Source organism: Streptomyces sp. NPDC001508, from assembly GCF_040298665.1.
Lineage (GTDB): Bacteria > Actinomycetota > Actinomycetes > Streptomycetales > Streptomycetaceae > Streptomyces.
Map to the genome: position 1 here is coordinate 124,117 of NZ_JBEPAP010000018.1, position 14,271 is coordinate 138,387.

The following is a 14,271-nucleotide window of genomic DNA, read 5'->3' on the forward strand; positions in this document are numbered from 1 at the left end:
TCCTTCCGCCGCCCACCCTTCAACCTCAAGCACGCTTGAAGTCAAGCACGCTTGAGGTCGAGCACGCGTCGGCCGAGCGCCAGCGACACGGCGGTCAGGGCGCTGTTGAAGGACACCTCCGACAGCACACCGGGCGCCGCGACCTGGTCGCCGGCGAGGTACACGCCGTCGCCGCGGTCGATGCCGGGCCGGTCCCGCCAACTGGTGCCCGGCAGGTCCACCGCGCCGGTACGGCCCCGCGCGACGGCCTCCCGCCGCCAGGTCACGCGTTCCCGCCAGCCGTCGAGCCCCAGGTCGAGCAGCTGCTCGGCGCGGCCGACGCCGTCCGCCCGTGACCCGCCCGGCCTGATCGGGATCTGCCCCTGGATCAGCTGTTCACCGGCCGGGGCGAGGGACGGGTCCACGGCGGTGAACCGCTCCAGCCAGCCGGGCGCGTCGAGGTCCGACACGGCGAAGGCGTCGCCGCGCCGGGCGCGCACCGCCATGTCGACGAGGACCGTGCACCCGCTGGGCCAGGCCAGCGAGTCGTCGCCGAGCAACCCGCGGGCGGCGTCCAGCGACGTGGCGACGATCACGGGCGTGTCGGTCGGCATGGTGTCGACACGGGAGAGCGTCTCCATCCGCACCCCCAGGTTCCAGGCACGCGCGGCCATCCGGTCGATGACGCTCGCCCAGCCGCCGCGCGGATAGTGCGCCTCCGGTGGCAGCCGGGTGGCACGACGCAGCCGCTCCTGCACGAAGGCCGCGGACAGCGCGCCCGGGTCGTGGTGGAAGAGCGCCACGGCGCAGTAGTGGGCGGTGGCCAGGGCGCCCTCCTCGCCCGCGACGGCCGTCGCCCAGCCGAGGAAGTCCCGGTCGACCGGCGCCTTCGGGGCGCCCGGGCGCAGCAGCCTGAGCATCGCGAAGGGCGGGGTGCGGCGCAGCACACCGCGGTGGCGCAGCCGCAGCCGGGCCGCCGCAAACAGCGGGACCGGGGCGATCGGCCCGAGCAGATCGCGCCGTTTGAGCCACGCCCAGTGCGGGCCGCCGCTGTACAGGGCGTGCGGGCCCTCGTTCGTCCGGTACGGTCCCTCGGCGGTCCGCGCCCGCCCGCCGAGCGTGTGGTGTGCTTCGTGGACGGTGACCTTGGCGCCCGCCTCGGCGGCGGCGACGGCCGCGGTGAGTCCGGCGAGGCCGCCGCCGATGACGGTGATGCGGTGCATGGGTGGTTCCTCCCTCGGGCCGGGACGGCCCTGTGATTGCGTTCTGGCGTTCGACGTTCTCGGCGTTCGATGTTCTGAGCGTTCGACAACAGGACTGGTGACGGCGCCCGGAATGTGACATGCGTGGCATCGCCGCAGGTCAGCACGGACTGTCAGAGGCGTGCGGCAGGATGAGGGCATGGCGAGGAAAGTGATGGGGGGCACCGGCGGGTCCGCTGGGCCGGGCCGGACCGGGGTGCGGGCGGCGCGCCGCCCCGAACTGCGGCTGCCGCCGCTGGCTCCGTACGACGGGCGGGAGCTGCGGCCGGACGGTGACTACGACGGCGTCGAGTTCCGGGAGGCGGACCTGGCCGGCCAGGACGGCGCGGGCGCCCGCTTCATGGACTGCGCGCTGACAGGATGCGTCCTCGACGAGACGCGGCTGCGCAGAGCCCGGATCCTCGACACCGTGCTGAGCGGGATCCGGGGCGTCGGCACCGACCTCGCCGACTCGATGCTGCGGGACGTCGAACTGCTCGACGCCCGCCTGGGCGGCACCCAGGTGCACGGCGCGGTCCTGGAACGGGTCCTGGTCCGCGGCGGCAAGATCGACTATCTCAATCTGCGTACGGCCCGACTCAAGGACGTCGTCTTCGAGAACTGCGTCCTGGTCGAACCGGACTTCGGGGGAGCCCGCCTGGAGCGGGTCGAGTTCGTCGACTGCACGCTGAAGGGCGCGGACCTCGGCGGTGCCACCCTCACGGACGTGGACCTGCGCGGCGCCGTCACACTGGAGATCGCCCGTGGCGTGGAGCGGCTGTCCGGCGCGGTCCTCAGCACTGCTCAACTACTTGATCTGGCACCGGTGTTGGCGGCCCAACTGGGCATCCGGATACAGGACTGACCGACGTCCGTCACCACGACGGCACCCGCCAGGGGGGACCTCACCACGGGCGCCTCCGGCACGGCGGCCCGAGCACGGCGGCACCTGCCGCGGCGGTCTCCGCCAGGGGGGACCCGGCCACGGCGGCACCTGGCAAAGGCGGTACCTGCCACGGCGGACCTGACCACGGCGGTACCCGCCAGGGCGTACCCGAGCATGGCGGCACCCGCCAGGGGGGACCTCACCACGGGCGCCTCCGCCACGGCGGCCCGAACACAGGGTCCGCGACCACGGGGCCCGGTCACGGATCCGTGACCACCGGGCCGGTCAGGGGCCCGTCGCCACCGGGCCGGTCACGGATCCGTGAGCACGGGGGCCCGCCATGGCGGGCCCGTCACGGGCTGCGGCCTCGGGTGCCGCGGCTGTGGGCGGCCCCGGTCCGGGTCACGGCATCCGGGGGAAGCGCGCCTGGAGTGTCCACACGGCGGGGTTCTCCGCCAGGGACTCGTGCAGGTCGGTCAGGTCGGCAAGCAGGTCGTGCAGGAAGTCCCGTGCCTCACGGCGCAGTTCGGCGTGGGAGAAGGACAGCGGGGGCTCCTCGGCCGGCATCCAGTCGGCCTCGATGTCCACCCAGCCGAAGCGGCGCTCGAAGAGCATGCGGTCGGTCGACTCGGTGAAGTCCAGTTCCGCGCGCTGCGGCCTCGACGCCCGCGAGCCCGCCGGGTCCCGGTCCAGCCGCTCCACGATGTCGCACAGCGCCCACGCGAAGTCCAGCACCGGAACCCATCCCCAGGCTGTGGACAGCTCCCGGTCCGTCTCGGTGTCCGCGAGATAGACGTCCCCGCAGAACAGGTCGTGGCGCAGCGCGTGGACGTCCGCCCGCCGGTAGTCCGTCTGCGGCGGGTCCGGGAAGCGCTGGGAGAGGGCGTAGCCGATGTCGAGCACGGGTGCGATGGTGTCATGCCCGCGGACCCGCGCCGCGGCTGCCCTCACGGCAGCAGCCGCCGCTCCTTCGCCACGGCCACCGCGCCCGCCCGGGTGTCCACGCCCGATCGGATGACCCGGGCGTCCCCCGCCCGAGCCCCGCTGAGCACGCGCCGTGAGGGCAGCACCCGCAGTGAAGCAAGCGCGCGCCGGCGTCGGGTCACGCCGGCCAGGGCGCGCCCGAGGCGGGGCCGGTGGCAGGGCGTGCTCGGTAGGACCCCGCGCAGCGCCTTGCGCATGACCGTGCGGGGCCGGCCGTGCGCGCGGTCCGGCCGACGGTCGATGACCTCGTACCCCAGCGCGGTCCAGAAGGCGAGTCCTTGGAGTTGGCATTTGCGGCCCCCGACGGCAGCGGTCGGTGGAACACCGGATGCCGTGCCACTTGGCTCAGCAGGTGGCGTCCTTGCCGTCCGCGCCGAAGACCTCCAGCCGGTCCTCCTGCGGGGTCCGCACGGTTCCGGCGGGCACGTAGTGCAGCTGCACGGCGCGGCGGCGGGTGTCCGTCAGGTTGGGCGGGGTGCCGTGGTGCAGCAGCCCGTCGAAGAACAGGGCGCCGCCGGGTGGCAGCGGGACAGCGGTGTCGCGGTGGGTCTGGACCTGGGTGTCGCAGATCTGGAAGTCGCGGCGGGCGAAGTGGACCACCGGGCCTTCGGTATGGGTGCCGGGCAGGACATGCATGCAGCCGTTGCCGATCGTGGCCTCGTCCAGGGCGATCCACACGCCCACGACGGGGGTTCCCAGAGGGATGTCGAAGAAGGCTTTGTCCTGGTGCCAGGGCTTCTCCCGTCCCCCGCCCGGCGGCTTGAGCAGGGCCATGTCCTGGATGAGGACGGGCTCGGCGTCCAGGAGCCGGGCGGCGGTGGACAGGATCGCGGGATGGCGGGCGAGTTCGGCCAGGCGCGGCTCGTGGGGGCAGAAGCTCTGGAGCTTGCGCACGCCGTCCAGCAGGTCGTCACGGTTCTGTTCCTCCGGGCTCGCCCAGTCCTCGTAGTCCACGCTTGCGGGGGATGGCGGGCGGGCTACGACGGCGAGACCGTCCAGGACTCCCAGGACTTCACTGTCGGTGAGGAGACTGCGGACGGCCAGGAAGCCCAGGCCGCGGTAGGTTTCGGTCTCCGCGGCTGCGATGTCGTCGGTCGAGTCCAGCAGCGGGGCGAGGCGGTCGGCGCGATACAGCTCGGCGGGAACGGTAGAGGTCATGGGCCGACGGTAGGCCCGGGCGGAGGCGGCTGGGGAGGGCGCGAGTCGTGGATTGCGGGCACTGGACCGGTCTGGGGATGGCCGTTCAGGCGGAGCGCTTCCACGTGCCGGGCGCGGTGCCGGTGTGCTCCTTGAACTGGCGGGCGAACAGGCGGTGATCGGCGTAGCCGAGGACGGTCGCCACCTGGCTCACCGTCATGCCGCTTTCGGCCAGGAGTTCGCGGGCGCGGTCGATCCGGACTGCGACCTGGTAGGCGCGGAAGGACTGGCCGGTCTCGCGGCGGAAGAGGCGGGAGAACTGATCCGCCGACAGCTCGGCTGATGCGGCGGCGGCGTGCACGTCCAGGCGGCGGGCCGGGTGGCGGGTCAGCCACTCCACTACGTCGTGGATGCGCCGGTCCATCAGCACAGGCAGGTCGCCGGCCGCGCGGGCGGCCTGGGCGTGGATCTCCAGCAGCAGCGCCGCCAGTGCGGTGGTGGTCCGCGCGGAGGTGTCCGGCCCGGGGCGGCGTCTGAGGCGGGCGAGACCGTCGAGGTGGCGGCGGACCTCGGGCAGGTCGTCCAGGTGCACCAGGCGCGGGGGCAACAGGTGGGGCGGGCAGCCGTCGGCCGTCCCGCCGTGGCCGGGATCGTCGTGGGCGTAGTGCTGGTAGGCGACGGTCAGGGGACTGCGGGGGTCGTGGCGTGCCTCGATCTCGTCCCCTGGTCGCAGCATCAGCGCGCAACCGGCGGTGAGACTGATGTCGCGGCCGTTGAGCCGGGCACGTCCGATGCCGTCCAGGACACACCACAGATCGTGGTCGGAAAGGACAAGATGCCAGGACCAGTCGGGTTCGCAGTGGACGTGCCCACTGCCGGGCCGTGCCCGCGGCGCCCATGGTCCACCGAACGCGGCGCCGAGGAGCCCCCACCACTGCGCGGTCCTGCGCGAGGGGTGGTTCTCAACGGCATTCATGATCGATCAGGGTTGTTGACGATTCGGACCGGTGTCAACAGAGGAGGCAAGGATCGGCAGGAGCGAGCCGCGCAGCACCGTCCAGAATCTGATCCGTTCTGGCCCTGACGCAGCACACGCTCGCGTCATCCGGTCGACCAGGGCGTTTGGGCGCTCCTGGAGCACGCGCCGTGGGTCCGGTGCGATCGTGGCCAGGGCGACCATCGCCGCCACGATGACGTCTCGTCAGCTCCTTCTCGACGTCCGGTCAGGTGTGGGAGCAGCCCTTCCTCGGGTTGGCTCCGAGGGCGCCGTGCAGGGCCTCCGCGACCTCGCCGTACCTCTCCCCGATCTTCAGTACGCGCAGCAGTCGCACGTCCGCCCGCCCGGCCGTCTCGGCCTCGGCGTCCAGCCATTGCCGGATCTGATCCACCTGACCCCAGGTGTCTCCTATCAGGTTCTCCTTGCCCGTTGAGCAGAACAGTGCGGGCGCCGCGTCCGCGGCCCGCTCCGGTGAGGGACGGGCCGGACTGTCAGGTGACCGCCGTCAGCTCCGCGACCCGGGTGAACTCCTTCTCCAGGCGGTCGCGGCCGAGGGCCGCGAACTCGCGGTCCAGGTCTGCCGGTGTGACCTCGCGTAGCTCCACCATCGTGCGGGCGGCCCGGACCCAGGGGGCCCATTGCGAGCCGTACTTGACGTGCTCCATGTGCGCTCCCGGGATCGGCTGAAGCGTCACGGGGTGGTGGAGGGGGCCGACGACTCCCCACGCGGGTACGCGCCTGGCCCATGCTGCCACGAACCGCCCACCCCGGAGGGCGTGGCAGAGCTGGATGGCGATCCCGGCGCACGGCACGCACACCGGCGGACTCGTCGTCCGTTCCCCTTCCTGGATCGGGCCGACGCTGTCCCGCAGGAGAAACAGATGCGGGCCGTGCGGGTCCGCCGGCATACGGGAGCACACCTGACACATCATGTTCAGCATCGCCCGGCGCTGCCGGTACGGGTGGACGTTCCGCAGCTGCGGGCTGCCCCGGCGCTGCTTGGGCCGCAGGGCGTACCGGGCCCACAGCACGCCGAAGCTGTCCCGGTCGTACGGCGTCTCATCCACGTACGCGATCCCCGGAGCCACGCGGCGACGGGTGATCGGACACTTCAGGAGCCGTTCCTCACTCCATCCAGCGATGTACGGGACGACGCCTGGCGGGGCCGGAGGCAACACGATCGAGAACCTTCCTTTGTCGAGACGGGGGTGGCGGTCCGGCACACCGCACGGCGTCGCAAGGCCGGGTGTGCCGGGCCGGGCCCGCCGGCCCCGCGGGGGAGAGTCGGGAGCGGGAAGCCGGCGGACGCTGTGGGGCTCCGGTCGCTCCCTGGGGCGTGGGCGACCGGAGCCGGTCATGGGGCCAGCGGCCGATACCGGCCACGAGGGCGCCCATGAGGACGGCCAGGAACAACACGTAGAGGAACTGGCCCCACGGGCTGTCCCCCGCCTCCCAGTGCCCAGGAGCGGCAGCCATCAGGGGTGCTGCTGGTGCGCTGGGCGTGCCGTGGGCCTCGTGCTCGGCGTACTAGTTGTCCCCCGCCGGCGTGACTCGCCAGGAGGTTGCCGCCGTGGCCTTGAACTGACGACGTGTCGAATTGAGTCCTGTGTGCTTCAGTGCCCACACCTCAACTGGCAAGTGCTCGTCGTCAGTCGGCTGCGACTGCGCCCCGCACGTGTGGCACTCGGTCGAGTAGATGCCCGTGGGCGCCCCTTCGGCCGTCTCGGCCCCGAGGGGCCATTCAGCGGCACTGACGATGGCGCGCATCACAGTTCCCCCCAACTGCGCCGGTTCGCTTCGGTCACGAGGGCATGCAGCCTGCTGCGACTGCCGGGCGCGGTGCAGTGCGGGCACGCGCAGGGCGGGTACCCGCTGGAGAAGTCCGGCGCGTCCGACGGTTTCACGGTGTGCTTGCTGCGCACCTGCGTACGGGCGCCTGTCTCTGGGTTCACCCTGTAGACCTCGATCGTCATCACTGGACGCGCCCCCAGGGGGCCATCTGAACGCTGTGAGTGACGGCCAGCCGTGTCCCCAAGACGTCCGGCGTAGGGCTCCTGCTGGGCACCGGGATCGCTGCGGGGTGTGTGTGGGCGGCAGTGTGTTTGTGGGGCGTACGGCGCCCGAACAGGATGGCTCTCACCCGTTCGAGTGCCTGTGATAGGTAGGACACTGTCAGCGCTCCTCTGAAGCGTTGGCCAAGCCCCGGGACCGTTCGCGCGGTCGCCGGGGTCTCTTGTGCGCTCAATCGTCCTGGCCTCTGGTGGCCGTATCGCCTGACATGGAAGGACAGTTGGGCCGGTTGGGCGGTAGCGTTGAAAACGCCCAAACGTCCAGAGGAGGGGACTTGAACCGAGCCCTACGGTCAGCTATGGACGATGCCGGGCTGTCCCCCCGACAGCTTGCGGTCCGTGTGGGAGTTGCGAGCAAGACCATTGAACGTTGGGTCGCGGATGAGAACCTGATTCCGCATGCTCGAAACAGGGCAGACGCCGCCGAAGCGCTGAAAGTAGATGAGGAAATGCTCTGGCCCCAGGTAGTAAAGGACCGCCTAAAAACAGGCGGAGACCTGGAAATCGTGCGGACTTACTCCTACCGCTCCGCATGCCCGTCAACGGTCTGGGGCGAGCTTGTGGCCGGTACGAAAGAAGACCTGTTCTTCGCCGGATACACAAACTACTTCCTATTCATCGACCAGCCGAACTTTGTAGCCACCCTGCGTAAAAAACTGGAAAGCGGGTGCCGAGTCAGATTTCTTCTGGGTGATCCTGAAAGTGAAATCACGCGCCAGCGTGAAGCTGTTGAAGATGTTGCCCTGTCTGTCTCCACCCGTATCCGCATCACGCTGGAGAATCTACGCAAGTTGGGTGGCGCGGAAAAGCTCGAAACGCGTTTTAGTGTCGCGGAAGATGCAGCGAATCACGTGAGCCTCTCTGTGTTCCGGTTCGATTCTCAGGCTCTCGTGACACCTCACCTTGCCAGGCTTGTGGGTCACGATTCCCCCCTGTTGCATCTACGTCGACGCGATCAGGACGGGCTGTTCGAGCGGTTTACTGAGCACGCCGAAGAACTATGGTCGCGCGCAACATCCGTTAGTGTTTGACGTCAGCGTGGCCCGCATGTGCCGGGTAAGGCGTACTTACGTCCCGGGGTCGCCGAACAGGAACTGTCGGGGAACGTCGGTGGGGAAGTTACGGCCGTTCGGGTCTTGGTCTGGGCGGCAGGCGTGCTCTTCCACTCCGGTACGCGTCAGCAATCAGTGGCCGAGGTGGCTCGGCTCCCTGTATGGGGGCAGATCCCACACGTGATGACGAAGTGCTACTGAGAGACCTGCTTCGTAGCCTCGATGAACCGGCCCCAGGAGGCAGGATCGAGACTCAGGTGACCAAACTCCCGATGCTTGGTGTCCCGCACCAGGACACGAGAGGGGTCATTGTCTGCGACTTCGACGCAGCTGTCGGATTTCGTGTACGAACTCGTGCGCCAACCCGGGTTCGTGGTCAAGGTCTCGCCTCCCCCTTGCCAGACCCTGAAGCTCCCCCGCCTGGTCTCCACGGCCCCGGAGGCCGTCGAGATTCTGATCGTGGCGGAAGGTCGTCTGATCGCGGAGGAGATAGCCGCCGAGTACCGGCGGAACGTCTGGCTCATGGCCGGGGCCGCGCGTTCGGAGCCTTTGGGGACCGTCGGCGTGACGACGTGTACCGCGTCTGGCGTCCACGCGATCGACAAGGGCGATGGGAAGGGCGACGAGCCCGCTGGACTGGACTCACCCGCGCAGGGTGAAGACCCCCCAAGAGAAAGTTGGGGGGCCTTCCTGCCGACCCGGGTGTACCGGCTGACTCTGTGCCGAGTCAGCACCACCCGGCAGCCTGGTTCACCAGGGCAGGGCCTGATTCTCAGACGTTGACGCCGTACTGCTGACCACTGTGTCCGGGTGCTCATAGCATCCTTCGTCAGCAACGGTCAAACATCAAGGTCAGAGGCGTACAGCGTAGTTCCGGCTTCCGAGTGTTCAAGCCCGTTTCGGTGCCGTTGTAGGCACCGTGCTGACTCGGTGCTGACTTCCGGGGCCCGCTTCAACGCCTCTGCCATGTGCCGATTCCTCCCGCCCGCAGGACAGTGACGACCATACGCCCGCCCCATGGTCCAAGAGCAGGAAGCCCCGCCCGTGCGCCACGGGGGAGGGGCGCATGGGCGGGGCGGTCAGGGGACCGCTCAGGCGGTCAGGCTGGGGTCGAAGTACCCCGGTGTTCGGAACAGGCCCATGAAGGTGCCGGGGCCGTGCCGTTCGTCCAGCCACGTTCCCAGCGCCGTCGCGTCCCCACTGATCATGGCCGTGAGAAGGCGCATGTGGCACTCGCTCTCTTCCCCAGGGGCGAACTCATCAAGGAAGTGTGCGTACCGGCGGTTGACGCCCTTCTCATAGCCGCTGAGGGCCGCCGCGTATCGATTCTGTTCCTCGCTCTCCGGCACGAGCACCACACGCCCGACGTCCTCTTTCGCCAGAGTTCCCGTAGCGTCCCGGAACGCGAGTGCGCCGAGAACGTCTGAGGGTTCCGTCACGCCGAAGCGCTCTGCCGTCTGCCGGGTGATGGTGCGTGCCTCTTTGTCGCACGCACCTTCCATGACGATTCCGAGGTTCCGCGTGTGGTGGCTTCCACGCTGATCGGCAGCCGAGTAGGACTGTCCGCTTGTACGGCGGTAGTTGATTCCGTACTGAGTGCGGACAGGCACCCCCGCCACTTCCACATACCGCCGACGCGACCCGTAGTGCAGACAGTCATGCGCGTACGCGCGCAGTAGGTCGAGAAGGGCCAGCGCCGGGCGCTCGGGATTCTGGCGTTCCATGGGCCCGTACATGGTGATGACGGCCACCATTTGAAGGTGTCGGTATCCCTGGTCCGGGTGGTGGAATCCACCGAAAGCACCGACCCGCGAGGATTCGCAGCCGACCAACACGCGATCAGTCGGCAGTATCTTCGTTAGCCCGTACCCGGCGTACCGGCGCTTGGCGTTTTCGACACCCGCATGGAAAAGCGTGGTGTCGATGCCGGCCGCCGCCCACCGGCTGAGCATTTCCGACAACGGCCGGAACACATGGGCCGGGTGCTTTCCGGTGAGCGGGGACGCATCGGCACGCATGCTCGCCAGTGCCGCCATGGCCTTGGCTCCGGTCACGGACTCGTTCGGGGCGAGTTCCGTTAAGTCGCCGTGCCCGCCTTGATGAGCTGAATGTGAGACTCCTGCATTCCCTCCGGGAGTGCGTCCGGGCTGAACCATTTCGCCTCCAGAATCTCGAAGCTGTCGAGCTTGAGAGTTCCACCCACGTGAAGCGCTTCGTACGCGATTTCCACGCGAAGCTTGTAGCCACTGGTCACCTGAACCAGTCGCCCCGGAACGACTTCAAGGCCGGTTTCTTCCCGAACCTCTCGAACGATGGTCTTCGGGAACTCCTCGCTCTTGATTGCGTAGCCGGTCGGAAGTCCCCATGGCCGGTCTGCGGGCCACATTCGATGCTTGAGGAGCAGGACTTCCCCCGCCGCGTTCCGTACTACGCCCGTCACGCCAATCATGAATTTGGCGTGCGCGAACCAGAGGACGCGCCATTGCAGAGGGCCGCGAATGAGTTTCCACACTCGGGCAATGATTCGCTTCATACGCACCCTTTCGATAGGGCAAGCGCGCCGGGCGCCTGCGGTGCTTGATCCAACCTATGCCGTGGGGTGCGGGTCACGCGTCCTTTTGCCGGGCGCAGCGCTCACACGGGAATGGGCAGGGCGGCAGAGAGTTGGACGGGAAGGCAATCACGCCGGACACCGGATCAAGGGTGCCTCCGTACTCCTCCCACCAGCCGCCACCTGCGGGCCGTTCGGAGCCTTCAACGAGGCTGACCAGCTCGGGGGCGGGTAAGGCGCTCACGCGAGCACTGGTGCGCTTCGCGGGGGCGGTCACGCCTCACCGCCGGTCAGTCGCTTGTACTGCTCATCCTGGCTCCACGCCTCGTTACAAAGGTGCTGCCAGGAAGGGCCGTCGACCGTCTGAGCGAGTCCGGCCGCTGCTTCTTCGCCGTACTGCTCCCTGAGCGCTGCGGCAGAGAACGGTGCGGTGGCGTACCAGTACCGCGTGCCGTCACTGGCAGGCGCCGACTCAAGCGGCTTCCACCCTTCCGGCAGTCTGGCTGTAGCTTTGGGTACTGTCGTCAACCCCTTGATGGTTGGTGGCCACGCCCCCGGACGTTCGCCCGTCGCGGGGGTCTTCTGTAGTCGCGTCTGTCCACTCAACCGATTCCGTGCATACATGGGGCAGTTGACCAGCGTTGACTACGATGGCAGTCAACAGTCAACGGGAGCTGCACCATGATCGACTTCGGGTCTGAGGTACGGACGGCACTCAAGGCGCAGGGGAAGAGCCTGCGAGGTGCAGCTAAGGAACTCCATTACGACGTTGCTTATCTGAGCCGGGTACTCAATGGGAAACAAGCTCCGTCTTCCGAGTTGACACAAGCCCTTAACGAATATCTCGGCCTGTCGCTAGAAGTAGGAGACAGCAGCACTCATGGCGATGAGATGGACGCTTGGGAATTGGCCCGCCGCGCACAGGCGAGCGATGTAGGGAATGCCACTCTTGAGCGACTAGAGCGTGCCTTTGATGGTCTCGCCATGGCCTACCCCAAAGCGAAACCAGAAGATTTGCTGAGACAAGTACGCAAGCACTCAGCTTATGTCGGAAAATTGCTCGATGGCCGCAAGACACTTTCGCAACATCGCCGGTTGCTGGTCGTCGGAGGCTGGCTTTCCCTGCTCGGGGCGACGGCCCATATCGACCTTATGCAAGATGATTCCGCTACTGCCCTTCTAGAGACGGCCGCAACGCTTGCTAGGGAAGCCGGACACCGTGAGATCGAGGCATGGTGCTATGAAACCGAGGCTTGGCGTGTCCTTACTGACGGGGATTACGTCCAGGCCGTTGACCTCTCACGAGCCGCACAAGAGATAGCTCCCGCCGATGGCTCCGCAATTATTCAGGCCACAGCGCAAGAGGGCCGAGCAAGCGCACGGCTAGGAAACGGGAAAGAGACTTACTCGGCCGTTGAACGGGTACAAGCTCTCTCCGCCGCAATCGGTACCCCCGATGCGCCAGAGCACCATTACCGCTACGACCCCGGAAAGGCACTGTCCTATACAGCTACGACACTCGCATGGCTCGGGGATTCAGCGGCAGAACCGTACGCCAGGGAAGTAATTAAGAAACTGAGCCCGAGTGACGACGTAAGCCAGTGGCCCCGACGTGTAGCTTCCGCGAATATCGATCTGGCTTTGGTTCTCCTCAAGGCAGACCGGCTCGACGAAGCATGCGATTCGGTACAGAAAGCCATTCTGTCCGGGAGGGTCGTTCCCTCGAATCATTGGCGCGCACTGGAAGTCGTCAAGGCTGTTGAGGCGCGACAGCTTCCCGAAAGTGCAGATCTTCGGGAGGCATACCAGGGGCTCAAGTCGATTGAGCGATAGCGGCGATTCGAAACCTCACCCCTTCCCGAAACGAAGAATGCCCCGACCATGCGGGTCGGGGCGGATTCTTTGATTGGTTAGAGCAGTGAGAGGAACGGATTGGAGTCCTCGCGCGGTTTGGGCCGTTTCGGTTCTGGTGCAGGCTCCGGTGTCGGTTCCGGGCGGTAGGCGTCCAGCCGGGTAACTGTTGCCCGCTTCTCCTCACGCTGCGTCGATACGATCGGTTGCTCAGGTCGCGGCCGGCGGAGGGTTTCCGTTACGGAGAGCTGATCTGGACTGTCACCGCGAAGGGTGAACACGGTGGCCGGTCGACCGGTCTTCCCGGCGCGTTCCACGGTCACGACGATTCCAGGCAGTTCCTTGACCTCGGCGGCCGTCGCTCCGACGTACGGGAGTACCTGAGTGGAAGTGGCCCGACCGCCGTGCATTTCGATCCGGGCCCGCACCTTGTCCTCAAGACTGAGCGGCTGCCGCTTCACCTTCGGGGAGGTTGCTCCCTTGGTGATACGCACAGCGTCCTGTACGGACCGACGAACGAGGGAGAAGGCGGCGGACAGCATCTCTTCCGTCACTGTCTCCGAGCACTCGGACGCTGCCAGGCACGCCGCAACCCTGAGCGTCTGTTCTGCCGTCCGCTCAATGAACACTGCCTGCCCTTCGGGCAGGGCCTCACCCAGGATGCGCGCGTACCGGCGCACGATCCGCCACAGCGGCCGGGCATCCTCCGCAAGCGTGATCACACGCGGCCGGGCCGTGGCCCACCCGTAAGCGTCGGCCAGCTCCCGCCCGTCCAGCTCCGGCAGGCTCACCCGGTCGTCGTCCAAGAGCGGCACCGATCCGAGCAGGAAGGGAAGGATGCGGTTGTACGAGCCGCCCGCCGCTTCCGACTCACCGACGTACTTCGACCAGTCAGACGGGGTGACGTGACAGTGCAGAACCATGGCGGGATCGCGTACTTCCTGGGCCTCATCCTTGGTCGTGTTCCGCAGCGTCGCACCGTCCCATGCGGTCCGCAGTTTCGTTGTGAACGATGCGTCCCGCTTCACCCGGCGGAGCACTTCCGACCACTCTTCTTCGACCACCAGGGTCCGCACGTCCCGCCCGCGCTCGGTCTCGGCCGTCGCTTCCTGCTGCTCCCACAGGTGGTTGACCATGCTCGCCCCGGAAGTGATCCCACTGGTTGTGTGGGTGGCCAGGAAACGGCCCAAAGCCTTGTCCAGGACGTGATGAGCGGCCCGAAGCGCAGTGCCCTTTCCTCTGCCCGTCCCGGCTACCAGGGCGGACCACAGCAGCACGGGACGGGCGTTTCCACGGGATGACACCTTGACCGTGCCACCGATAGCGGCCGACCAAAACGACAGGGCAGCCACGTACACCCCCAAGGGGTCCGCTTCCAGGAACGGGGAGATCCTGCGAACCGCGCGACCGATGGGACCGTACAGAACCGGGGTGCTCATTAGAGGACCATCCCTTCTGCAGCCCTCACGGGTAGGGTTGTGACCTCTCGGTCCCGGTGGGTGCACGGCCAGTGGTGCGAGCCGT

Annotated in this window: 16 protein-coding genes; 3 read left to right on the forward strand and 13 right to left on the reverse strand. The window is 67.8% G+C overall.

Going from position 1 to position 14,271, the window contains the following annotated elements; all coding sequences use genetic code 11:
* Positions 1-41: 41 nt before the first annotated feature.
* Positions 42-1,202, reverse strand: a complete 1,161-nt coding sequence (locus ABT245_RS18755) for an NAD(P)-binding protein (protein ID WP_351734862.1) — start codon at positions 1,200-1,202, stop codon at positions 42-44.
* 178 nt (positions 1,203-1,380) lie between these two features.
* Between ABT245_RS18755 and ABT245_RS18760 the strand changes: the two genes are divergently transcribed.
* A complete protein-coding gene (locus ABT245_RS18760) occupies positions 1,381-2,085 on the forward strand; it encodes a pentapeptide repeat-containing protein (protein ID WP_351734864.1) in 705 nt (234 codons plus the stop codon).
* A gap of 423 nt (positions 2,086-2,508) precedes the next feature.
* Here ABT245_RS18760 and ABT245_RS18765 read toward each other — a convergent pair whose 3' ends face one another.
* The 7 genes from ABT245_RS18765 to ABT245_RS46120 all read right to left on the reverse strand — a co-directional run bounded on the left by ABT245_RS18765 (position 2,509) and on the right by ABT245_RS46120 (position 6,991).
* Entirely contained in the window at positions 2,509-3,009 is a 501-nt protein-coding gene (locus ABT245_RS18765) for a hypothetical protein (RefSeq protein WP_351734902.1), read from the reverse strand.
* A gap of 44 nt (positions 3,010-3,053) precedes the next feature.
* Positions 3,054-3,212 carry a hypothetical protein gene (locus tag ABT245_RS18770; RefSeq protein ID WP_351734866.1) on the reverse strand — a complete coding sequence of 53 codons (159 nt, stop codon included), beginning with the start codon at positions 3,210-3,212 and terminating at the stop codon, positions 3,054-3,056.
* Between the two features lie 223 nt (positions 3,213-3,435).
* Complete coding sequence (locus tag ABT245_RS18775) at positions 3,436-4,248, reverse strand: phytanoyl-CoA dioxygenase family protein (protein ID WP_351734868.1); 813 nt, start codon at positions 4,246-4,248, stop codon at positions 3,436-3,438.
* A gap of 85 nt (positions 4,249-4,333) precedes the next feature.
* Positions 4,334-5,203 (reverse strand): AraC family transcriptional regulator, encoded by an 870-nt coding sequence (locus tag ABT245_RS18780; protein WP_351734870.1) that lies wholly within the window; start codon positions 5,201-5,203, stop codon positions 4,334-4,336.
* Between the two features lie 247 nt (positions 5,204-5,450).
* Positions 5,451-5,615, reverse strand: coding sequence for a nucleoside triphosphate pyrophosphohydrolase family protein (locus tag ABT245_RS18785; protein WP_351734872.1), 165 nt, complete (start codon positions 5,613-5,615; stop codon positions 5,451-5,453).
* A gap of 100 nt (positions 5,616-5,715) precedes the next feature.
* Positions 5,716-6,291, reverse strand: a complete 576-nt coding sequence (locus ABT245_RS18790) for a hypothetical protein (RefSeq protein WP_351734874.1) — start codon at positions 6,289-6,291, stop codon at positions 5,716-5,718.
* A 460-nt stretch (positions 6,292-6,751) separates the two neighbouring features.
* Complete coding sequence (locus tag ABT245_RS46120; RefSeq protein WP_502982148.1) at positions 6,752-6,991, reverse strand: DUF7848 domain-containing protein; 240 nt, start codon at positions 6,989-6,991, stop codon at positions 6,752-6,754.
* Between the two features lie 601 nt (positions 6,992-7,592).
* Between ABT245_RS46120 and ABT245_RS18795 the strand changes: the two genes are divergently transcribed.
* Positions 7,593-8,324 carry a DUF5919 domain-containing protein gene (locus tag ABT245_RS18795; protein WP_351734876.1) on the forward strand — a complete coding sequence of 244 codons (732 nt, stop codon included), beginning with the start codon at positions 7,593-7,595 and terminating at the stop codon, positions 8,322-8,324.
* Positions 8,325-8,539: 215 nt separating this feature from the next.
* Here the strand turns inward: ABT245_RS18795 and ABT245_RS18800 are convergent, their stop codons facing one another.
* From ABT245_RS18800 to ABT245_RS18815, 4 genes are all read right to left on the reverse strand, one after another.
* Entirely contained in the window at positions 8,540-9,163 is a 624-nt protein-coding gene (locus tag ABT245_RS18800) for a DUF397 domain-containing protein (RefSeq protein ID WP_351734878.1), read from the reverse strand.
* A 273-nt stretch (positions 9,164-9,436) separates the two neighbouring features.
* On the reverse strand, positions 9,437-10,399 hold the full coding sequence (locus tag ABT245_RS18805) for a hypothetical protein (protein ID WP_351734880.1): 963 nt from the start codon (positions 10,397-10,399) through the stop codon (positions 9,437-9,439).
* A 23-nt stretch (positions 10,400-10,422) separates the two neighbouring features.
* The gene (locus ABT245_RS18810; protein ID WP_351734882.1) at positions 10,423-10,878 is read right to left on the reverse strand and encodes an NUDIX domain-containing protein; all 456 of its coding nucleotides are present in this window, start codon (positions 10,876-10,878) and stop codon (positions 10,423-10,425) included.
* A gap of 291 nt (positions 10,879-11,169) precedes the next feature.
* Positions 11,170-11,424: a hypothetical protein gene (locus tag ABT245_RS18815; protein ID WP_351734884.1), complete on the reverse strand. Its 255-nt coding sequence runs from the start codon at positions 11,422-11,424 to the stop codon at positions 11,170-11,172.
* 153 nt (positions 11,425-11,577) lie between these two features.
* Here ABT245_RS18815 and ABT245_RS18820 point away from each other — a divergent pair, with 153 nt between their 5' ends.
* Entirely contained in the window at positions 11,578-12,729 is a 1,152-nt protein-coding gene (locus tag ABT245_RS18820) for a helix-turn-helix domain-containing protein (protein WP_351734886.1), read from the forward strand.
* 77 nt (positions 12,730-12,806) lie between these two features.
* Here ABT245_RS18820 and ABT245_RS18825 read toward each other — a convergent pair whose 3' ends face one another.
* A complete protein-coding gene (locus ABT245_RS18825; protein WP_351734888.1) occupies positions 12,807-14,186 on the reverse strand; it encodes a DUF3987 domain-containing protein in 1,380 nt (459 codons plus the stop codon).
* Positions 14,187-14,271 lie beyond the last annotated feature (85 nt).

Coding starts and splice junctions, on each gene's coding strand:
- ABT245_RS18755 (WP_351734862.1), bottom strand. CDS start 1,202: ATGCACCGCATCACCGTCATCGGCGGCGGCCTCGCCGGACTCACCGCG.
- ABT245_RS18810 (WP_351734882.1), bottom strand. CDS start 10,878: ATGAAGCGAATCATTGCCCGAGTGTGGAAACTCATTCGCGGCCCTCTG.
- ABT245_RS18820 (WP_351734886.1), top strand. CDS start 11,578: ATGATCGACTTCGGGTCTGAGGTACGGACGGCACTCAAGGCGCAGGGG.
- ABT245_RS18825 (WP_351734888.1), bottom strand. CDS start 14,186: ATGAGCACCCCGGTTCTGTACGGTCCCATCGGTCGCGCGGTTCGCAGG.
- ABT245_RS18760 (WP_351734864.1), top strand. CDS start 1,381: ATGGCGAGGAAAGTGATGGGGGGCACCGGCGGGTCCGCTGGGCCGGGC.
- ABT245_RS18775 (WP_351734868.1), bottom strand. CDS start 4,248: ATGACCTCTACCGTTCCCGCCGAGCTGTATCGCGCCGACCGCCTCGCC.
- ABT245_RS46120 (WP_502982148.1), bottom strand. CDS start 6,991: ATGCGCGCCATCGTCAGTGCCGCTGAATGGCCCCTCGGGGCCGAGACG.
- ABT245_RS18795 (WP_351734876.1), top strand. CDS start 7,593: ATGGACGATGCCGGGCTGTCCCCCCGACAGCTTGCGGTCCGTGTGGGA.
- ABT245_RS18780 (WP_351734870.1), bottom strand. CDS start 5,203: ATGAATGCCGTTGAGAACCACCCCTCGCGCAGGACCGCGCAGTGGTGG.
- ABT245_RS18800 (WP_351734878.1), bottom strand. CDS start 9,163: ATGAGCACCCGGACACAGTGGTCAGCAGTACGGCGTCAACGTCTGAGA.